Source organism: Saccharopolyspora ipomoeae (assembly GCF_029952525.1).
GTDB classification, from domain to species: Bacteria; Actinomycetota; Actinomycetes; order Mycobacteriales; family Pseudonocardiaceae; genus Saccharopolyspora; species Saccharopolyspora ipomoeae.
Map to the genome: position 1 here is coordinate 130,767 of NZ_JASAOF010000011.1, position 21,086 is coordinate 151,852.

Sequence of the window (21,086 nt, forward strand, 5' to 3'; positions counted from 1 at the left end):
CGCAGAGGAGAGCGCGAGATGATCGAGACGAAGGCCGCGGTCCTGAACGCGGTCAACGAGCCGCTGGACCTGGCCGTGATCCAGGTCGACGAGCCGGAACCGCTGGAAGTGCGCGTGGCAGTCACGCACGTGGGTCTCTGCCACAGCGATTTGCACTACATGAGCGGAACGGTGCCGATCGACCTGCCGGCGGTTCTCGGCCACGAGGTCGCCGGCGTCGTCGAGTCGGTGGGGTCGTCGGTGTCGGGTCTGCAGCCAGGAGACCGGGTCGTCGGGGCGCTGACGCCGTCCTGCGGCCGGTGCACCAACTGCGAGGCGGGTCGGTCGACGCAATGTCAGCGGGTAGCGGAGATCCGACAGCGACCACGACCGGCCTTCCAGTTCGCCGACGGTCGGCCGATCGAGCGGCTCGGTGCCATCGGGGGCTTCTCGCAGCACATCCTGATGCGGGAGAACGCGCTGGTGAAGGTCGCCGACGACGTGCCGCTGCACGTCGGCTGCTTGCTCTCGTGCTGCATCACCACCGGCGTCGGCGCCGTCTTCCGCGGCGTCCGGATGCGCCCCGGCAGCACCGCCGCCGTCATCGGGTGCGGTGGGGTCGGCTCGGCGATCATCCAAGGGGCCCGGCTCGCTGGCGCGTCGGCGATCGTCGCCATCGACCTCGACGAAGCCCGCCTGAAGGCGGCACGCAGCTACGGCGCGACGCACGTCGTCAACGGCGGAGCCGACGATGTCGTCGCCCAGGTGCGCGAGCAGCTGGGCGACGGGGTCGACTACGCGTTCGAAGCGGTTGGCTCGGCGCGCACCGCCTCGACCGCTCTGGCCGTCGTGCGGCCGACGGGCACCGCGTGTCTGGTGGGCATCGCCCCGGCAGGCACGGAACTGAGCGTGCCCGCGCTGGACTTCTTCTTCGAGGAGAAGCGACTCATCGGTTCCTACATGGGCTCGGGCCAGGCTCGCCAGGACATCGCGCAGTTCGCCCGGCTGTACCAGCAGGGCCAGCTGCTCCTCGACGAGATGGTCACGCAGGTGATCCCGCTGCGCGAGATCAACGAGGGCTTCGAAGCGATGAAATCCGGTGACGTGACACGCGTCGTCGTCGACCTGCAGTCCTGAACACCGCACGAAGGCGATCCCCCAATGACGAGCAAGGACAACAGGATTCCCCAGCCGGTGAACTACATCGCCGACGACTGGAGCGAATGCGAGACGGTCCACGACGCGTGGAACGTCGACCCCAACACGCGGGAACCCGTTCACCGCGCGGTTACGACCGCCGCAGGTGAGCTGGAGCGCGCGCTGCACCACGCGGAGCGGACGTACGACATCGGGCGCTGGGACGACCAGGCGCGCCGCGAGCGAGCGGACGTCCTCGAGCGCGTCGCCGCACTGCTCGAGACCCGCGTCGAGGACATCGCTCGAACCGATTCCCTCACCAGTGGCGCTCCCATCAGCGTCACCCGGAAAGCCGCGTCGTTCCTGCCGGCCAGAATTCGATCCGCGGCGAGCGATCTGCTGCGCATCCCCCACGTGACGGCGTTGGAGGCGGGGGGCCGAGACGTCCGCCTCCACAAGGTTCCGTGGGGTCCGGCCGCGATCCTGACCCCGTGGAACGGCCCGAGCTTCATCCCCGCGGCGAAGGTCGTCAGCGCGGTCGCGGCGGGCTGCCCGGTGGTCCTGAAGCCGTCGGAGCACGCGCCGAGCAGTGCGCAGATCATCGTCGAGTGCTTCGTGGAGGCGGGCCTGCCCGCCGGCGCCTTGCAGCTCGTGCACGGTGCGGGTGACATCGGTGCCGCGCTGACCACCGATCGGCGCATCAAGATCGTTTCGTTCACCGGGGGACCGGGTGCGGGCCGGGCGATCGCCCGGGCAGCCGCGGAGGACTTCAAGGTGCTGCAGCTAGAGCTCGGCGGCAACAACCCGGCGCTCGTGCTCGAGGACGCGGACGTCGAGGTCGCCGCCGACGGCGTGCTCGACGGCATGACCAAGCTGAACGGTCAGTGGTGCGAAGGACCCGGCAAGGTCCTCGCCCACCGCCGTCTGGTCGGTCCGCTGCTCGAGACGTTGACGGAGCGCATCGCCAAGCTCGTGGTCGGCCATTCTCTCGACGAGGACGTCGAGATCGGTCCCCTCTCGAACGCGGCGCACTTCCACACCCTGCAGAGCAGGATCGAGGGGCTGCGCGATCTCGGCGCGACCATCCACCAGTCGGCCCCGCTGCCGGACCTCGACGGGTTCTTCCTCTCGCCCACGATCGCCACCGACGTCAACCCCGCACGGGCCACCGCCGAACTCTTCGGCCCGGTGGTGTCCCTGCATCCCGTCGACTCCGACGAGGAGGCGCTGCGCACCGCCAACGCGACGCCTTCCGGACTGGCCGCCTACGTGTTCGGCACCGATACCGGCCACGCGATGGAGATCGGCTCGCGCGTTCTGTCGGGCGAGGTGCGCGTCAACGGCGCCAAACTCGCCGACCTCGGTGAGGGCTCGGCTCAGAGCTTCTGGGGCCCGGCCGGCATCGGCGGCCACGGGCCTGCTGAGTCGGTCCGCGTCTTTTGCGGCGACAGGGTCGTCGGCGTTGACTCGCCTGGTCTCCCGCTCTGAGGACGCGGCATAGCAGCGATCCAGGGCGGCACGAGCCGTTCTGGATCGCTGCACGGATGCGGGTCAGGCCCGTGTGGGTGGCACGTACGAGCTCATGGTCCGATCAGCGGGCCGCAGGAGCAGGTTCGAGCCGAGTCGCCAGCCAGCTCTCGAGGACCGACGCGGAGATCTCCATCTGTTCCGCTGCGGTGGAACGGTCGCCGTAGGTCAACCAGTTCAGGCCGAAGCCGTCGGCCAAGCTCGCGATGACGTAAGCGAGGTGGTCGATGGTCTCCGGTTCGATTGACCGGTCCGCGGCCGCGCTCCGGAGCGTGTCGCGCAGGGTTTCCATGGCCTTGTCGTACACCGTGATGGCGTGGTCTCGGTTCTGCCGCCGTGCCCAGTTGGTGACCTCCAGGGCCGTCGACCCGAGGTTGGGCGATTCGAGGTAGAACTCCATGACGTCGCGGAGGAGTGCCTGAGCTGTCAGGACGAGATCGGCACGCGGTTCGCTGCTCACGATGACGTCGCGGAACCTGCCTGCGACGAACTCGAACACGTCCGTCAGCAGATCCTCTTTGGAGTCGTAGCAGTAGTGCAGCGTCGCCAGCGGCGCCTGTGCCTGCTCGGCGATGCGCCGCGTCGTCGCGCCGTCGACGCCGCGGGCCGCGATGACGTCGACCGCTGCGCGGACGAAGTCACTGCGCCGCTCGGCGGCGGAGATTCGTGGCACGAGAGCCTCCCGATCTCGGGGCGTCCCCAGTTAGTTGGACATTTGACCCAGTCAAGGAGAAGCCTACCAGTCGCGGCGGAATTGGACGGCGTGGTTGCGATTTGAAAAAGTCGGTCAAATGACTGGCTCAAATGACTAAGTCGCGGGTAGCATATGGCCGGGATCACAAGTTCCTGGTCTGCGACACGCAAACGCGCTGATGGCGAGCACACACGCCGCCCGCCACACCCGGCGGGGCGCCTCCTGAATCAGTCGCCTGCCGCGCCTATGGCCGCACGTCGGCCACCGAGACCAGCACCACTGGCCTTCGGAGCAGGAGCGAAGGCTCGACCCAGAGGACAAGAACCATGAAGGACCTGCTCTTCCTGCTGGCCGATCTGTGGATGATCTTCGCCGGCTTCTTCTTCGGGTGGAAGTTCATCCGGAACTACCGCAACTACCTGCTCGGCTTGGAATGGATGATCGTGGCCACCTCGGGCACGAACTTCCTGATCTGGGCGCTGACCGGTGGTCACGACGGCAGCGTGCTGTACAGCATCGCCTACTTCTTCGACGCCTTCTCGCGATCGGTCGGCATCACGCTCATCCTCGTCATGGGCCTCATGCGGGTCACCCACCGCTACAAGCCCAGCGTGGTGGTCGATGCCGCCGCGTTCGGGTTGGCCATCGCCGCCGGGCTGTATCTCCAGCAGTTCCGCGCCCCCGCGCTCCACGTCGGCCCGGCCACGTTCTACGTCGTGGTCAACGTGCTCACCACGCTCTTCCTCGTCTACTTCTCGTGGCGGCTCTGGCGCATCGGCGCCAAGGGGCTGGCCGTCGGTGCGGGCCTGGCGACGGCAGCGGCATCCGCCATCGCGATCACCTACGACTTCTTCCCGATCCCGGGCGACGACGCGCACCGGACGATCTTCTACAGCGCCGCGCTGGCCGTCTGGGGAACCCAGATGTGCGTGTACTACTTCGCCTACCGCGCCGCGCACGACCACAACGTCGCGACGGGTGTCGAACCGGCGGCGCACGCCCAGAGCACGGCACGACTCTGAGCGCCGAGGCGCGGACAACGCATCTGTGAGGAGCACGTCAATGAGGACGAGCAACGTGAAGTACGAACCCTTCAGCGGATGGGTCGATCCGCCTGGCGATGTCCAACCCGCCTTGGCTGGGGACCGGACCTGCTCGGTCGCGGTCATCGGCGGCGGCATCAACGGCATGTCCACGGCGCTGCGGCTGGCCGAGCGCGCCCAGGACGTCGTGCTGCTGGAAGCCGAGTTCTGCGGGCACGGATCCAGCTCCCGCAACGCCGGGCAGCTGGCCGGCGCCCCAGGCGGCGACCTGCAGCTGCTGAACCTGTTGTTCGGCAAGAAGATGCCCGCCATCGCGCGGTTCGCCGACCACGCCGCGCACCACGTGGAAGACGTGCTGAAGCGGTTCGACATCGACTGCGACTACGAACCTGTCGGCAACTGCTTCGCCGCCGTCTCACCTGGACAGATGGGACGCGTGCGGCGCGTGGCCAAGATCCTGCGCAAAGCCGGCACCGACGTCGAACTCGGCACCAGCGACGAACTCGGCATCCCGAGAGGATTCCTCGGCGGCATGCGCGAGGTGGTCGGCGGGATCATGAACCCCGGCAAGTTCGCCCTGGGCCTGCGTCGAGCCCTGCTGTCCTCAGACGCCCAGGTCTTCGAGCGGACGAATGTCACCGACGTGACCCGCGAGGGAGGCCAGGTCATCATCTCCACCCCGCGCGGTGCTGTTCGTGCGGACAAGGTGGTGCTCGCGACCAACGCCTTCGCCGGCGAGTGGGAGATCACCCCACGGCACCTCGCCGTCCCCATCTGGGTGTGCGAGGTCGAAACCGAGCCGATCGATCCCGAGCGCCTGGCCGCACTGGGCTGGACCAGTCGGTCGGGACTGGTGACTCAGCACGCCATCATGGAGAACTACCGGCTGACCTCGCGCAACACCATCGTCTTCGGCGTCCGGCGGCTCGAGCGAGGCACGACCTACCCGCTTCCACCGAAGACACCGGATCCAGCACTGGTCGAGGAACTCGCCGAAGCCTTCGCGATGCGCTTCCCGACCCTCTCCGACCTGGCCATCGATCGCGCGTGGGGAGGGTGGATCGCGATCACCTCGACCTGGTTGCCGCTCGCCGGCCAACTCGGTGATGACATCTTCTACTCGATCGCGTGCAACGGCCACGGGCTCGCCCAGGCGCCCTACCTCGGGTCGCTCATGGCCGATCTGATCGTCGACGGCCAACGCCACGAAGATCTCGAGGTCTTGTGGAAAAAGACGCCGAAGTTCCCCCGCCCGATGATGATGGGCCCGGTGGGGCTGCGCACGATCTGGGCCGTCGACCGCTTCAACGACGTGGTCAACGGCAGCCGGCGACGCGCCCGTCGGCGTTCGACGCCGCGGGCTTGATGCCCACCGAGAGCTTCCCGTCCGCTGGCACGCCGCTACCGGGGATGCCCTGTCGCACGAGCGAGGAGGAACGTGAGTGAGAACGGGAAACGTGGCCGAGCAGGCCTGTCGCGCCGCGGAGTGCTGACGGCAGGCGGCGGTCTGGCCGCTGCCGGTCTGGCGTGGGGACGAGAAACGGCGGTGCAGGCGGCGCCCACCAGCACTAGCGCGGACGTGGTCGTTGTCGGGGCGGGGATTTCGGGCCTCACCGCCGCGCGCCGCCTGGTTCAGGCCGGTGCCGGGTCGGTGCTGGTGCTGGAGGCGAACGACCGGGTCGGAGGCCGGACGGAGAACCTCGACGCCGGCAACGGCGTGATCACCGAGGGCGGCGGGCAGTGGGTCGGCCCGGGCCAGGACCGCGTCCTCGCACTGATCGATGAGCTCGGCCTCACGACGTTCAAGACCTACGTCCAGGGCAAGTCGATCTGCCTGCGCAACGGGAACCGGCAGACCTACGAGGGGACGATGCCCCCGATCGGCCCGGATGCGCTTGCGGATTGGGTGCAGTTGCAGACGCGGCTCGAGCAGATGGCCTCGACGGTGCCGGCCGAGGCGCCGTGGGACGCCCAGAACGCCATCGAGTGGGACAGCACGACCTTCGGGGCGTGGCTCGACTCGAATTCCGCCAGCGCCGAGGCGAAGTGGCTGTTCACGTTGGGCTTCAGCATCATCTTCGCCGAGGACCCGCACAACACCTCCTTCCTCCGGGCACTCCAGGCGATCGGCACTTCCGGTGGTGTCGAGCACATGTTCAACACCACCGGGGGTTCCCAGGAGTCGCGCATCGTCGGCGGCTCGCAGCTGATCTCGCAGAGGATGGCGGACCAACTCGGAGATCGGGTCGTCGTCGGATCACCGGTGACCGAGATCAGCCAGGAGAGCCAGGGCGTCGTGGTGACCTCAGCGCGCACCCAGGTGCGGTGCGAGCGAGTGATCGTCGCCATGGCGCCCGCGGATGCGGAACGGATCCGGTTCGCTCCGGGACTGCCGGGCCGCCGCGCGATGCTGCAGCGAAAGTGGCACAACGGCACGGAGAACAAGCTGGCCGCGATCTACGACGAGCCGTTCTGGCGCGGGCAGGGGTTCAGCGGACAGGCGATGACCGACTTGCCCGGAGCGCCCTACGTCATCGACAACTCACCGCCCGATGGCAGCGTCGGCATCCTCCTGACGTTCATCGGAACCGCCGGGTACGGCCCCGGTCTCCAGTGGAGCGACGCGATCCTCGATGACCCCGGCTCGCGCCGTTCCGCGTTCCTCAATGGCCTGACCACCCTGTTCGGTCCGAAAGCGGCGCAACCGACACGATGCGTCGAGAAGGACTGGCTCCACGAACCCTGGATCGAGGGGGGTGTGAGCACGCGGGCGCCTGGGACTCTCACCCAGTACCGGAATGCCGCACGCGAGCCCGTGGGCCGGATTCACTGGGCAGGCACCGAGACCGGAATCCTCTACGAGGGCTACATGGACGCTGCCGTCAGCGCCGGAGAGCGCGCCGCTGATGAAGTCGTTCAGAAGCTCTGACCACCTCCAGCACGTGGGGCGGCCCAGGGCGACCGGCGGCCGCGCTCGTCGAGAGGACCCACACGGCCAAACGATCATTGGGATTGAAGATGACCAGACTGACCACATCGGTAAGACCCGTTGCACCCACGAGGCTCGGCCCTTCGCGCGGTGCGCTCATCAGCGTAGCGGCGGTCCTGGCCACCGTGACCAACGCGGTCTCCTTCATGTTCCCGCCGCTGCTGCCGCTGATGCAGGCGCAGTTCGAGCTCGACGTCTCGGCGTCGGCGTGGATCTTCACCGCGGCGACGCTGGGCGGTGGCGCGGGTTTCGTCCTGCTGCCGCGTCTGGCCGACGTGCTCAACGACCGCACCACGTCGTTGTTGTCCGGTGCCGTGCTCACGGTCGGCGCGCTCACGCCCGCCATCGGCAATTCGTACGCGACGCTGCTGATCGGCGCAGCCCTGCTCGGGTTCGGCAGCTCGGCGCAGCTGCTGCCGCTCGGCTTCCTGCGTCGGCACCTGCCGGGTGATGCGGTCTCCACGGCGGTCAGCGTGCTCATCATGGCCACCGGATCCGGCACCGTCGCCGGCATGATCGGCGGTGGGCTGACGGTGAAGTTCCTGTCGCTGCAGAGCTTCTTCTTCATCCTGACGGCCACCGCGGTGGCCACCACGGTGGCCCTGGTCGTCGTCATCCCATCGTCCAAGCCGGTCTCGACGGGAAAGATCGGTATTCCTGGAACGGCGTGGATGCTCGCGTGGCTCACCCTCATCCTGCTCGCGCTGACCCAGGGCCTGCTGTGGGGCGGAGTGGCGATCGTGCTGCTGCTCGCCGGTGTCGTCGGTGGTGTGGCGTGGGTTCGGGTGGAGCGTCGGTCGACGTCGGCGGTGTTCGACGTCAAGGTGCTGCAGAAGCCCTTCGTCAAACCGGCGTGCTTCGCAGCTGCGATGTTCGGCTGCGTGGACGCCGGATTCCTCCTGCTGGTGTCCTACTACACCCAGACGCCGACGTCGGCCGGATACGGGTTGGGCGTGGACGCTCTGGGCACGGGGCTGCTCCTGCTGCCCTTCGCGCTGATGATGTTCGTCGGAGGCAAGGCCGCCGAAAGGGCGGTCGCGAAGGGCCGCAAGAGCGCCGTCCTCATCGTCGGCGCCGCCGTCTGCTCGGTCGGGCTCGCCTGGCTCGGATTCGCCCACCAGCAGTGGTGGCACTACCTCGTCGGTGCCGCTCTCGTCGGCGCCGGCAGCCGCGTGGGCTACAGCGGCAGCTTCGCGGCACCGCAGATGGTCGTACCGGAACACAAGGCCGGGATGGCAGCGGGCATGGTAGGGACCACGATGGCCATCGGCATCGCTTTCGGCGCTGCCCTGGTCAGCGGACTGCTCACCGCTGCCACCATCCCCGGCACGAGCGTGCCGGAGGAATACCTCTACGCGGTCGGCTACGCGATCACCTCCGCGTTCTCGCTGATGGTCGTGCTCGTCGCGACCCTCGCGCGTCTTCGCCAGCGCAGGAGTCGCCCGGCAACCAGCACGAGGATCACGCCCCACCCGCCTGCGCATGGAAGATCGAGGAGGCCGCTGGCAATGGCAGGGCGGGGCCAGCGAGTTTGACCTTGTCGGTGCCAGCGAGGTTTGGTGCGCCGAGGTAGGTGACTGCGCTCCGGCCGTCGTCGCGGCGGGGCTCGTGCGAGGCGATCTACCGGGACAGCAAGATCGGCGAGATTCTCGTGTGGGAGCCAACGAGACCCTGAAGTGGTTCGCGGCGCACCATCTTCGGCAAGGACCGGGTGAGCTTGGCGGGACGAACCGCGCGCTCAACCGACGCAGTGAGAAACATCCTCGGCGGGGACACCGGTATCGCCAGATCAAACAGACCCTAGATCGTGACCGATGCCGCCGTCACGACCCTCCGCAGCCCGCGGGGAGTGCACTGGCAATACGGACCGCGAGGTCGCGGTCTTGAGCACGCCGGGTCACCGATTTCTCGTCATACGGCGGCACAACCGAATAACTCGAGTACGACGTCTTCGTCGACCCGCCGTCATAACGCCGACACGTCAAGGAGATCCCCATGCCGAAGCAGCACTCGTCGTCGGAGGGCCATATTCTGGTCGAGGCCGAGGAGTTCGATGACTTCGGTGGTTGGACCCTCGACTCGCAGTTCGACATGGAGATGGGCTCGCCCTATCTGCTCGCGCACGGTCTAGGGGTACCGGTCGCCGATGCCACCACCAACATCGAGGTCGAGGTGGGCGGGGCCTACCGCGTCTGGGTTCGCGCGAAGGATTGGGTGCCCGCGCATCATCCAGGTCGTTTCACCGTCTCGATCAACGGCGAGCGGCTACCGGTCGAGTTCGGCGCGAACGGACAAGACTGGAGTTGGGAAGACGCCGGCCTCATCGAGTTGCGCCCCGGTTTGGCCAGGATCGCGCTCACCGACCTGACCGGGTTCGACGGCCGCTGTGATGCCCTCTACCTGACCACCAGCGACAAGGAGCCACCCAATGGTGTCGGTCCCGAATCCCGAGAGTGGCGACGTCGGCTACGCGGTCTGCCGGACGACCCGTTCGACGGCGGCACGTTCGACGTCGTGATCGCCGGCGGAGGCGTGACCGGGTCCGCGGCAGCGCTCGCGGCAGGCCGACTGGGCCTGAGCGTCGCCTTGATCCAGAACCGGCCGGTCCTGGGCGGCAACGCCAGCAACGAGATCGGACTCACCCCACGCGGCGAGACCGGCCCGCTGGTCAAATCCCTCGCCGAGCGAGCCGATGACGGTGACCTCGCCGCCCTCGACCTGCTCCTGGCCGAGCCGAGCGTGTCGGTATTCCTCGAACACCACATCTTCGACGCAACCCGAGCCGACGGCCGGATCACCTCCATCGACGCCCGCGATGCCCGCTCCGGACGCGAGACCCGATTCCACGGCGCGATGTTCATCGACTGCACCGGCACCGCCATCCTCGGCCTGTACGCGGGCGCCGAAACGATGTTCGGCTACGAAAGCCGCGCCGAATTCAACGAGCCACTCGCCCCCGAACAACGCATCGAATCGCATCACGGCAACACCGTGTTCTTCCGCACCCGAGAAGCAGACCGGCCCGTCGACTTCCCGGATGTTCCCTGGGCCGTCGATGTGGCCAAGGATTACGCCGACCTCGGTGGACAACTCGAACGCCCCGGCGTCGACAACGTCCCCGGCCCCGTCGCCGGCCACGCCCGGACACCGGATCCCAGCATCCGCCGACGCATGCTCTTTCCCGCGACCCACTTCTGGGAATACGGCCAAGACCACGACCCCTACACCGATGCCGAACACATCCGCGACCACCTGCTACGGGCCATCTACGGAACGTTCTCGAACGTGAAAACCCTCGAACCCGACACCTACGCGAACCTCACGCTCGACTGGGTCGCACACGTCCCCGGCCAAGGAGAATTCCGCAGGTACAAAGGCGATTACGTCCTAACCGAGAACGACATCCGTGAACACCGGAAGTTCACCGACACCGTTGCATGGAACTCCGGCGCCTTCTGCCTCCACTACCCCGGACACGAAAAATACGACTTCCGGCTACGTGACTGGAAATGGGACACCCGCGACGATGCCCCGTTCGAGGTCCCGTTCCGAAGCCTCTACTCCGCCGACATCGACAACCTCATGATGGCCGGCAAACACATCAGCGTCACCCACATCGCCGGCTCAGTCACCAAGTTCATGGGCAACGGCGCACAACACGCCATCGCCACCGCAGCCGCCGCCAAGATCTGCCTGCAGCACGACACCACGCCCAGGGACGTCTACAAACACCATCTCGACGAACTCCAGAAAACCGTCGCTGAACTCGGAGGGTCCTACTTCTGGGAACCCGGCGAACCAAGCTAGGAGGCCGCCGACTGTCGTGACCACCGTCGAGGGTGAGGTCCCGTGGGCTGTCGCCTTTTGCTGTCCCAGCCGTCCCGGCGTTAGTCCATCAAGGACACCGCGCCGGGGAGAGGTCTGGGTGCAATGTGAGCTCCGAAAACATGGAGTGATGGGTGGGCGCGTCGGGGGCTTCCCGGCGTGTCCCGAATTCGGCTCCCTGCACGGATTCCACGGGTGTTGGAGTGGCCTGTGTTGGGTGTCCCCGAGGTGTCGGTTTCTACAGCCGTCAACATCGTGGAGGGCTTCAGGGGTGACTGAAGCAGATGGGAGGAGCTCGCGGGTGTGACGGTCATGTCGTCTTGTGCGGCGGGGGGAGCTCCGGTCGGCAGCGCTGCCGACCGGAGCTCCCTGTCTCAGCGGGTGACCATGAGCTTGCGGACTCCGTAGTTGACGCCGGTGAAGTCCATGGGTCTCATTCAACGATGTGGCGAGCCGCAGGTTGGGGAACCGAAAACCTGTGTCCGCGAGGTTGTTGGGCGGTTGTTGTCGGGGTGGTTGTTTACGCTGGTGGTATGACCCCGGATGAGCTCAGGAGCGCGTGTTTGGCCTTCGCCGGTGTCGGCGAGGAGTTTCCGTTCGACGAGGCCAACAGCGTGTTCAAGGTTCGTGGGAAGATCTTCGCGATCAGCCGGTTGGCCGGTGTGCCGCTGCGGGTGAGTCTGAAGTGCGACCCGGAGTTGGCGGTGCAGCTGCGGTCGACGTTCCCGGCCATCACGCCCGGCTACCACCTGAACAAGCGGCATTGGAACACGGTCGTGCTCGACGGTTCCGTTCCGGAACGCCTCGTGCGGGAGATGATCGAGGATTCTTACGATCTTGCGTCGCCGGGCTTGCGAAGCGCGGCAGGTGAAGCTCCACTGGGCGGGCCTGGGCCGTGGTGAATGAGTCCTGACGTTCGCTGGCGGAGCGTTTCGAGGCCGAAGGCTCGGTGGGGGTGCGAGGTCACCTCGTCCTGGTCGAGGCCAGGCTCCCGGGCGGATTCCGGTGGGGATCGTGATCAGTGTGGTCGTCGAGGCGCCAGGTCTGAGCAGTGTCTACGTCCGGGAGGGACACTTTCTCGAGGGGCTCGGGTTCTTGCCTCCCGAGCTCACAGGTGGCGGCGACCAGGATGTGGCCGACTATCTACGCGCGAATGGGTTGGTGATCGTCGGCCCCGGCCCGGACTGGATACTCGAACAGCGCCAGCCGAAGCGGTGCCTGCAGTGCTGCCACCCAGCGGAACACAGCGGGCCTGTCCGGTGCGCTGGCCGATGCACCGCCCGGGTACCGCGGGGACATTGGCATTGTCGGCGTGTCGAGCGAGCACCGGGCAGGAGAGCAGCGAAAACCGTCCTAGACGTGACTGAGGCGAGACCGTAGTCTCGCCTCAGCTGATGTCCGGGATCCCCAAGGTCAAACCCGTGGGGTAATTCTGTGTCCGAGGGGGACTCGATCCCGCAAGTGCGTGCGATTTCCCGCGTTTGGTGAAATCACACCAAAACTATAGCAGCCAGTGCCGTGCGTGGGGTGAGTGTGCGTCGCGGGTGTGCGGGGTGTCGACGGGCAGGAATTGTCGGCGTGTTGCGAGCAGCGGTTGGCCGCGATGGCGGAGTCGTGAGTGGGATCTCGTGCGGCTGTTCGGTTGGTAGCCGGTGGCTGCTCGACGTTAAAGGGCTTTGGACGGTGGCGCCGGGGACTGCGTGATCAATAGCCGCGTGCGACGCACGGCCAGAGGAGGTCGACAGCGGGAGCCTCATCGCGGGGCAGGACACTTTCCTGTGTCTCGTTGCGGACCAGGGTGATGAGTTGATCCTTGGACTGGATTGATTCCAGAGGTTCCGCGCAGCCGGCCAGGTCGACCGATGACGCTGTGGCAGGTCCGGTTGGTCGGTCGGCGGCGCGCCGACCAACCGGACGGGAGTTGTCCAGCGCTCGGGCTGGTTCTCTGCCGAGGTCAGGTGACGACGACCGCTCGGGCCCCGTTCTCGGCGGCGCAGTAGTCGACGGCTTCGCCGATGTCGTCGAAGCCGAAGGTCGCGGTGACCAGCTGGTCGAGCAGGAGTGCGCCTCGCTGGTAGAGGTCAACGAGTCGCGGGACGTCGGACTTGACGTGGGCAGATCCGTAGAGGCAGCCCTTGACCGTTTTGCCGGACATGACGACGTTGTTGAAGACCTCATCGATGCCTACGCCAGGGGCGGCCCCGACGAGCACCGCGGTGCCGCCGCGTCGGGTCATGGCAACGGCTTGATTGACTGTTTCTTGCCGACCAGCCACCTCGACGACGACGTCCGCGCCCCTCCGACCGGTGAGCTTCTGCACCTGCTTGACCACGTCCGCACTCGCGGTCAGGGTGTGGGTCGCGCCGAGTTCGGTGGCCAGTGCCAGGCGTTCGGGGTGCAAATCGATCGCGATGATGGTGGTGGCCCCGGCGATCCGGGCGCCCTGCACCGCGTTCAAACCGACTCCACCGCATCCGATGACGGCCACCGAGTCTCCTACCCGCACGTTGCCCGTCTTGACCGCAGCGCCGAATCCGGTCAGCACACCGCATCCGAGCAGCGCAGCAGAGGACATCGGGACCTCGCTGGGAATCTTGATGGCCGCACCCGACGGGACGACGGTGCGCTGGGAGAAGGTGCCGAGTCCGCAGAACTGGCGAACCGGCTCGCCGTCGAGGCTCATGCGCGTGCTGCCGTCGGGCATCGTGTGTGCGCCGAGCATGGTGCGCGGTTGACCGCACAGGTGCTGTTCCGCGCGCTGGCAGTAGAAGCAGGTGTCGCAGCTGGCCAGCCAGGCCAGCACCACGTGGTCGCCGACTGCGAGGTCGGTGACGCCGGGACCCGTGCCCACCACGACACCTGCGCCCTCGTGCCCCAGGATGAGCGGCAGCGGCGCGGGCAGCTTCCCGGAGAACACGCCGACGTCGGAGTGGCAGACGCCGGTGGCGCGCACGTCCACGACGACCTCGCCCGGACCGGGCTCGGCAAGCTCGACATCGGCGATCCGCAGCGGTGCGCCGCTTTTCTCGAACAGTGCGGCTCGGGTCATTTTGGAGTCTCCATTTCTAGATCGGTCACTTGGCTTCGAGGCCCGTGACGTGTGCGGAGGTCGTGCCGCAGGTAGCGGGATCAGTCGTTTTGGGTCCGCGGTGACCCGAAGTCGTCGCGCAGGACGTTCTTGCGGATCTTGCCGCTGGCATTGCGCGGGAGTTCGTCCACCAGGTGGAAGTGCTTTGGCACCTTGAACTTGGCGAGCCGTTCGACGAGCCAGGCACGAAGCGCTTTCAGGTCGATCGCCCTGCCTTCGGCGGCAACGATGATGGCCGCCCCGACTTCGACGTACCGTTCGTCGGGAATACCGATGACCGCGGCATCGTCGATGTCCTCGTGACTGGTCAGCACCATCTCGACTTCGGCTGGGTAGACGTTCTCGCCGCCGCTGCGGTACATGTCCTTGGCTCGACCGGCGATGGTGAGGAACCCGTCGGCGTCGACGCGGCCGAGGTCCCCGGAGCGACACCAGCCGTTGACGAAGGTGGTTTCGGTGGCATCGGGGCGGTTCCAGTACCCGATGCTCACACCGCCGCTGCGCACGCAGATCTCACCGACCTCGTCGACGTCGGTACGCGATCCGTCGGGGCGGATCACCTTGACCTCGGTCATGGCCTGCGGTCGGCCGATGCTCGTCTCCCGGCCGCGGGCGACGTCGAACTCCAGGCTGGTGCTCACCGCCCCGCCTTCGGTGAGGCTGTATGACTGCACCAGCTTCACGCCGGGAATGCGGCGTTCCAGCTCGTCGTAGACCCAGGGCATCACGATGTCGCCACCGGTGACGATGCGCTCGAGAGTCCTCGGCACCAGGTCGTCCAGGTCGTCCCAGCGGAGGAGGTCGAACAGCATGAACGGGTACAGCAGCATGTCAGTGGTGCCGTGCTCGCGGCCTACCGAGAGGAAGCTGTCGAGGCTGAACCCGCCGGAGGGGAAGGTGACAGCGGTCCCGTGCGCTGCGAGAGCGGGAAGCAGGAGCACCTCGAAGCCACCCGCGTGGAACAGGGGGCCGCTGGTCTGCGCGACGGTTCGGTCGTCGATTCGCCACCGCTGGATCTGGATCGAGGCGGTCCACAGCGCATTGCTGTGCGTGAACAACGCACCCTTGGGTCGGCCCGTCGTCCCCGACGAGTACATCAGCGACACCGGGTCCTCGGGGAAGATCGTGGGAAATCCGGATGCATCGGATTCCTCGTCGGCGAAGAGCGATACGGGGATGGCCCAGTCAGGAGCCGCCCCTCGGACTACGTAGGTGGATACCTGGATCTCATCGCGGAGCGAGGCGATGACAGGGCAGAAATCGCTGTCCAGGATCAGCAGCGATGTCTGCGAATCCGCGAGTGCGAATCGCAGCTCAGGACCGCTCAGCCTCCAGTTCAGGCGAACCGCGATGCCACCGACCCGACCGATGGCCAGGTACAACGCGATGTAATCGGTGCAGTTGCGCAGCAGGATCCCGATTCGGTCTCCCTTCCGCGCACCCGCCTTCTGCAGGGCCCGGGCATACCTCAGCTCGGTGGCACGCAGTTCTGCCCAGTTCAGGGCGGGTTCGCCGCCTAGGACGACGGCTGGTTGGTGAGGATCGACGGCGGGCATCTGGCCGGCGGTCGAATCCGTGATGAAGTTCAGGCTCATCCCCATTGATGACTCCCGTTGAGATGCCGCTGGGGCGTTTTGACAGGTGCGGTTCAGCTGTTCGAGTGGTGGGGTGAGGTGTGCACCGAACCCTGGACGACTGCGCCGGAGGAGCGGAGGGCATCCACCTCGCGTGCGGCGAAGCCCCAGTCCTGGAGTGCCCGGGCCGTATCCGCACCGGCCGGTACCGCAGGCCCTTGCACCGCGCCAGGCGTTCGGCTGAAGCGCGGTGCGGGAGCGGGCTGCAGCACCCCGTCGAGCGGCACGAAGCTGCCGCGCGCCCGGGCGTGGTCGTGTTGCAAGGCCTCGTCGAGGTCGAGGACGGGCGTCGTGCACGCTTCCCGGTCCGCGAAGCGGGCCTCCCACTCCGCCCGAGTACGGGTCTTGAACGCGCCTTCGATTCGTGCGCGCAGTTCCGGCCATGCTCCCCGGTCCCATTGGGAGGCGGCGAGGCCTGGATCCAGCCCGAGCACGTCGAGCAGTTCGGAGAAGAACTTCGCCTCGATCGCACCGACGGCCATCCACCCTGCGTCCGACGTCTCGTACACCGCGTAGAAAGGTGCCCCGCCGTCGAGGGCGTTGGTGCCACGCTTCAGGCCGAGCATTCCGGCTTGACGTTGACCGTAGAAGATCCCGCCGAGCAGGGCGATGCCGTCGAGCATTGCAGCGTCGACCACCTGGCCGTGCCCGCTGCTGCGTGCCTCCCACAGCGCTGAGAGGACGCCCATCGCCAGCATGAGACCCCCGCCGGCGAAATCGCCGAGCAGGTTGAGCGGGATCGCGGGAGCGCCTTCTGGCGGTCCCATGGCGGCGAGCAGGCCGGAAGTCGCGAGGTAGTTCAGATCATGTCCGGCCCGGTCGCTCAGCGGCCCGTCCTGGCCCCAACCGGTGGCCCGGCCGTAGACGAGCCGCGGGTTGCGCGTGAAGCACTCCGCCGGCCCGACCCCGAGCCGTTCGGCCACGCCCGGCCGATTGCCCTCGATCAGGGCATCTGCCTGTTCGGCCAGCCGCAGAACCGCTGCCGCACCGTCAGGGTGCTTCAGGTCGATGGCGACCGAACGGCGACCGCGATCGTTGACGAATGCGGGCTGGCGTTCGTTGCTGGCGCCGAGGTCGGTGCGGACCGTTCCCACGTCGCTCGGCCTGTCGATGCGCAGCACCTCAGCTCCCAGGTCGCTGAACAGCATCCCGCACCAGGGGCCGGGTCCGAGCCCCGCCAGCTCGATGATCTTCAATCCGGTCAGTGGCCCCATGGCCTCGCCTTTCTCTCCGGTGAGTTCGGCTTCGAAGGATGGACGTTCCACGCGCTCTTGAATCGGAAGTTTTGTTGGCGCGCTGCCGACCACCGCTCACGAGCGGCCGACCAGGATTTGCTTCACCTCGGTGAATCCGAGGATGCCTTCGGGACCCGATTCACGCCCCCAGCCGGAGGCCCGCACCCCGCCGAACGGGGAGCTCATGTCCGGACCGAAGGAGTTGACCGCCACCGAACCGGATCGGATCCGGCTGGCGACCTCGATGCCCGCGTCGACGTCGGCGGTGTACACGGCGCCGGACAGGCCGTACTCCGTGGCGTTGGCGAGCCGAACGGCGTCGTCGAGGTCGTGGTACTTCTGCACCGCGGTCACGGGGCCGAACACCTCACGGCTGGCCAGGTCGAAGTGCTCGCCGACATCGGTGAACAAAGTCGGCTGGTGGTACCAACCGGCGTCGAGCCCGTCGGGTCGGCCGCCGCCGGCGACGAGGCACGCGCCATCCGCCTTCGCCTGCGCGACGAAGGACTCCACGCGATCCAGCGCGGCTTGGTTGATCAGCGGGCCGACGTGGGTGGCGCGGTCGAGCGGATCACCGACGGTCAGGCGGGCCCAGGCGGCCTGGAGGCGCTCGACCACCTCGTCGTGCCTGCGTTCGGAGACCAGGACTCGGGACAGCAAGGCGCAGACTTGTCCCGCGCCGCTGGTCGCGCCTGGGACCAGTGCACGCAACACCTCGTCGATCTTCGCGTCGTCGAGGATCAGCGCTGGGGACTTGCCGCCGAGTTCGAGTTGTGTTCGCGCGTACCGATCATGCGTCGCGGCGAGCACGTCCTGCGCGGCCGCGTGCCCACCGGTTAGCGAGACCAGGTCCACCCGCGGGTCGCGAGTCAGCGTCCTGCCGATGTCCGCGGTGCCGCAGACGGCGTTGACCGCCCCGGCGGGAAAGCCCGCCTCCCGAGCGCACTCGGCCACGATGGCCATGACCAGGTGGGTTTCCGGCGCGGCCTTGATCACCACGGGGCAGCCGGCCAGAAGGGCCGGGACCACTTTGGACGCGATCGTCACCACAGGGCCGTTGTAGGGGAGGATCCCGAGCACGACTCCGACGGGTTCACGCCGCAACAGGACGTCGCCGAGCTCCGAGCTCCGCTTGTGCTCCGCCAGCACCGATTCGGCGCCGGCCAGTGCGGAACGCCAGGCTGCGAGGGTGCCGAAGCGGTGCAACGTCCGTCCGTGTCTGATCGGCATGCCGGCTTCCACGCCCCACACGACGTGCATCGCGTCAGCGCGTTCGTCGATGAGGTCCAGCCACCGTTGGCACGCCGCAATGCGGTCGGCCAGCGGTGTGCGGGCCCAGGTCTCACGGGCCGCATCGGCCGCATCGACCGCGCTGGTGGCATCGGCGGGGGAGGGGTACCTGACCACGCCCACCGGCCTGCCTGTCGAGGGTGAGACGACCGGATGAGGTTCGCCGGTCGCCGGTCGCCATCCGCCGCCGATGAAGACCTCGTCCGTGTGCGGGATCCGCACGTCTGCTACGTCCATCGGTTGTTACCTCCCGTCGACGCACTCGCGTCGGCGATCGTTGTTCGGACGGGTTCAGCTGAGTGGTGCCCCGTACCTGTTCGGGCTGGGCCCTCTGGAAGTCCGGCGCGTCGAGCTCGTACAGGGGGCCAGGGGCGCCGGGCGTGGCGCGACGTCGATCGCGCCCCCCGTTGTTGACGCCGTGGGCACTTGACGTGCGCCGGTTCGTTAGGATTGCTGCGGAGCGTCGGGCCTGCGATGAGCCCTCAGCACGCGATTCCGGACGAGGAGGATCAAGATGAGTGCGCCGCACGCGGGTGCAGGGTCGCGAACCTCCGGTACCGGGCAGCAAGGGGAGACGCGTGCTATGCGCAAGCGCGCTGAACGCATCCGGCTCATCGAGCACACGGCAGCGCGGTTGTTCGCCGAACGGGGCTACGAAGCGACCAACTTCGAGGACATCGGCGCCGTCCTCGACATACGCGGCGCCAGCCTCTACTACTACTTTTCCTCTAAGGAAGAGCTCTTCCTGCGGTGCATGGAGAACTCGGCTGCCGAGGTGTTCCCGCGCTTGCGGGCTATCGCGGAGTCCGACGGAGCGCCGATGCACCGACTCCGGCAGATGTTTCGCGAGGAAGCGGTGATCACGCTTCGCGAGTACCCGGAATTCGTCCCGCTGTTCCTCAAAGTCCAGGTGTCGATCGACGCTCTCGAACAGCGCCGGGACGAGCTGCGCCGCGAGCAGACCCTGATCTTTCGCGACGTCGTCGACGAGCTCTCCGCATCGCCGACTGCGCAGGTCGAGAACCTGCACACGACCTTGAACTTGGCCTTGGGTGGGCTGGCGCTCATCGGCGAGTGGTTCAACCCGGAACGGGACCTCGACGTCGAAGAGTTCGCCGACCAGGTGTCGTGGACGTTGATCAGGCTGTTCGGAGAACAGCCGGGGTAGCTGCGTCGTCGGATCCCGTCCCGTGGGGGCCGGCCAGCCTGCGGACGTTCCGCCGGGGCATCCGCGCCTGGTGTCGTCGTGCCTCTGTTGAACTAGCCGGTGTTGACGGCCCAGGTCGTCGCAGTCCTGGCTGAGGCGCGAATGAGCCGGCGTGATGCCGAGCGTCTCGGTGATCAGGTTCGCGACGATGGGTGCCGTCATGCTCGAATCGTTCCTTCTGATGCCACTGCCGCACGGGGATCTCGGGGCCCACAGAGCGGTGCGCGATCCGTCCGGTTGCGGGTCCCGTAGAGCGTTCTGTCCTGCTGACGGGCCTGATGTTAGCACAAATTCTAGTCACGACTAGAAAATCTAGCTAGGGATGGATTCAGCTCGGACGGCGTGGATCCCAGCCGGCAGGTGAACCTTGATTGCACGATAGATAATATATAGTCTTCTTGGGATACAGTGGTCCGCTAGACGTGAGAGCCGAGGCCAAAGGGCCACTGTCCGGTTTGCTGATGGGGCTGGTGACCCGCGTCGAGGGTCTCGGTCGGCGTCGTGAGCGGGCCGTGCACCCCTTCTTCCTCGTAGCCGCCGCCTTCGCGAAAAGAGGAGTCTTCCCATGGCAACAACCAGCACCGTGCGCCGGGTGTGGGCGCTCGACGCACCGCAGCTGACCATCGATTGCGGTCTCTTGATGCTGGGGACGGGCGGCGCGCAGGAGACGATTCCCTCGCCTGCGTTCCTCGTCGAGCACGACGAAGGGCTGCTGCTCTTCGACACCAGCCTCGCCAGCTCGGCCGCCGGTGACCCGGCTGCTGCCTACGGCGAACTCGCCACAGCGTTCCAGATCGAATTCCCCGAGTCGTACCGGCTCGACCGGCAGATCGAGTCGATCGGGTACCGGGCCAGCGACGTTCGGCGAATCGTGCTCTCCCACATGCACTTCGACCACACGGGCGGCCTCGATCTGTTCCCGCACGCGCAGGGGTTCATCGGAGCGGGAGAGCTCCGGTACGCGAGAACACCATCCAACTTGGACGCCGCGTTCTTCCGCGAAGCCGACATCGAGGCTGCAGGGCGGATCGCGTGGAACGAGGTTCCGGCCGGTTACGACCACGATCTGTTCGGTGACGGCAGCGTGGTGCTGTTGTCGCTGCACGGCCACACCCCGGGGACCCTGGGGTTGAAGGTGCGTATGCCCGATGAGAGCACGCTGGTGCTGACCGGTGACGCGGCGCACAAGCGTGCGAACGTCGAAGCGACCACCGGGATGCCCTTTGATGTCGACCGGCTGAACAAAAACAGCTCTTTGCAGAAGATCGGCTTGTTGGCCAGCCAGCCGGGCACCACCGTCTGGATCAGCCATGATCCGCAGGATTGGTCCGAATTCCGAGGCGCCGGCGCGGAGATCACCAGCGCGGCGTCGCTGCGGTCGCGCACGGCAGACCCTGAATCGGCATGACGCGCTATAGCGGATATTCAGGGAGAGGTG

15 protein-coding genes are annotated in these 21,086 nt (G+C 67.2%); 10 read left to right on the forward strand and 5 right to left on the reverse strand.

The genetic code is table 11. From position 1 onward, the window contains the following. Window positions 1–18: 18 nt before the first annotated feature. Together QFW96_RS18310 and QFW96_RS18315 are read left to right on the forward strand one after the other, a co-directional pair. Entirely contained in the window at window positions 19–1,116 is a 1,098-nt protein-coding gene (locus QFW96_RS18310; RefSeq protein WP_281456906.1) for a Zn-dependent alcohol dehydrogenase, read from the forward strand. 24 nt (window positions 1,117–1,140) lie between these two features. Then, window positions 1,141–2,604 carry an aldehyde dehydrogenase family protein gene (locus QFW96_RS18315; protein WP_281456907.1) on the forward strand — a complete coding sequence of 488 codons (1,464 nt, stop codon included), beginning with the start codon at window positions 1,141–1,143 and terminating at the stop codon, window positions 2,602–2,604. Between the two features lie 103 nt (window positions 2,605–2,707). Here the strand turns inward: QFW96_RS18315 and QFW96_RS18320 are convergent, their stop codons facing one another. Beyond that, on the reverse strand, window positions 2,708–3,316 hold the full coding sequence (locus QFW96_RS18320; RefSeq protein ID WP_281456908.1) for a TetR/AcrR family transcriptional regulator: 609 nt from the start codon (window positions 3,314–3,316) through the stop codon (window positions 2,708–2,710). 347 nt (window positions 3,317–3,663) lie between these two features. Between QFW96_RS18320 and QFW96_RS18325 the strand changes: the two genes are divergently transcribed. From QFW96_RS18325 to QFW96_RS18350, 6 genes are all read left to right on the forward strand, one after another. Next, on the forward strand, window positions 3,664–4,359 hold the full coding sequence (locus QFW96_RS18325) for a transporter (RefSeq protein ID WP_281456909.1): 696 nt from the start codon (window positions 3,664–3,666) through the stop codon (window positions 4,357–4,359). Window positions 4,360–4,399: 40 nt separating this feature from the next. Continuing rightward, window positions 4,400–5,746, forward strand: coding sequence for an NAD(P)/FAD-dependent oxidoreductase (locus tag QFW96_RS18330; RefSeq protein ID WP_281456910.1), 1,347 nt, complete (start codon window positions 4,400–4,402; stop codon window positions 5,744–5,746). A 213-nt stretch (window positions 5,747–5,959) separates the two neighbouring features. Beyond that, the gene (locus tag QFW96_RS18335) at window positions 5,960–7,309 is read left to right on the forward strand and encodes a flavin monoamine oxidase family protein (protein ID WP_281456937.1); all 1,350 of its coding nucleotides are present in this window, start codon (window positions 5,960–5,962) and stop codon (window positions 7,307–7,309) included. Between the two features lie 89 nt (window positions 7,310–7,398). Continuing rightward, entirely contained in the window at window positions 7,399–8,904 is a 1,506-nt protein-coding gene (locus QFW96_RS18340) for an MFS transporter (protein ID WP_281456911.1), read from the forward strand. Between the two features lie 460 nt (window positions 8,905–9,364). Then, a complete protein-coding gene (locus tag QFW96_RS18345; RefSeq protein WP_281456912.1) occupies window positions 9,365–11,176 on the forward strand; it encodes an FAD-dependent oxidoreductase in 1,812 nt (603 codons plus the stop codon). A 551-nt stretch (window positions 11,177–11,727) separates the two neighbouring features. Continuing rightward, a complete protein-coding gene (locus QFW96_RS18350; RefSeq protein ID WP_281456913.1) occupies window positions 11,728–12,096 on the forward strand; it encodes an MmcQ/YjbR family DNA-binding protein in 369 nt (122 codons plus the stop codon). Window positions 12,097–13,148: 1,052 nt separating this feature from the next. Here the strand turns inward: QFW96_RS18350 and QFW96_RS18355 are convergent. The 4 genes from QFW96_RS18355 to QFW96_RS18370 form a co-directional block, all read right to left on the reverse strand. After that, complete coding sequence (locus QFW96_RS18355) at window positions 13,149–14,243, reverse strand: Zn-dependent alcohol dehydrogenase (protein ID WP_281456914.1); 1,095 nt, start codon at window positions 14,241–14,243, stop codon at window positions 13,149–13,151. Window positions 14,244–14,323: 80 nt separating this feature from the next. Further along, window positions 14,324–15,883: a class I adenylate-forming enzyme family protein gene (locus QFW96_RS18360; protein ID WP_281456915.1), complete on the reverse strand. Its 1,560-nt coding sequence runs from the start codon at window positions 15,881–15,883 to the stop codon at window positions 14,324–14,326. Window positions 15,884–15,930: 47 nt separating this feature from the next. Beyond that, complete coding sequence (locus QFW96_RS18365; protein WP_281456916.1) at window positions 15,931–17,181, reverse strand: CaiB/BaiF CoA transferase family protein; 1,251 nt, start codon at window positions 17,179–17,181, stop codon at window positions 15,931–15,933. Between the two features lie 45 nt (window positions 17,182–17,226). Then, window positions 17,227–18,678, reverse strand: a complete 1,452-nt coding sequence (locus QFW96_RS18370) for an aldehyde dehydrogenase family protein (protein WP_281456917.1) — start codon at window positions 18,676–18,678, stop codon at window positions 17,227–17,229. Between the two features lie 346 nt (window positions 18,679–19,024). On the opposite strand from QFW96_RS18370, the gene QFW96_RS18375 reads away from it, so the two are divergent. After that, window positions 19,025–19,609, forward strand: coding sequence for a TetR/AcrR family transcriptional regulator (locus QFW96_RS18375; protein WP_281456918.1), 585 nt, complete (start codon window positions 19,025–19,027; stop codon window positions 19,607–19,609). A 604-nt stretch (window positions 19,610–20,213) separates the two neighbouring features. Further along, the gene (locus QFW96_RS18380; protein ID WP_281456919.1) at window positions 20,214–21,056 is read left to right on the forward strand and encodes an N-acyl homoserine lactonase family protein; all 843 of its coding nucleotides are present in this window, start codon (window positions 20,214–20,216) and stop codon (window positions 21,054–21,056) included. Window positions 21,057–21,086 lie beyond the last annotated feature (30 nt).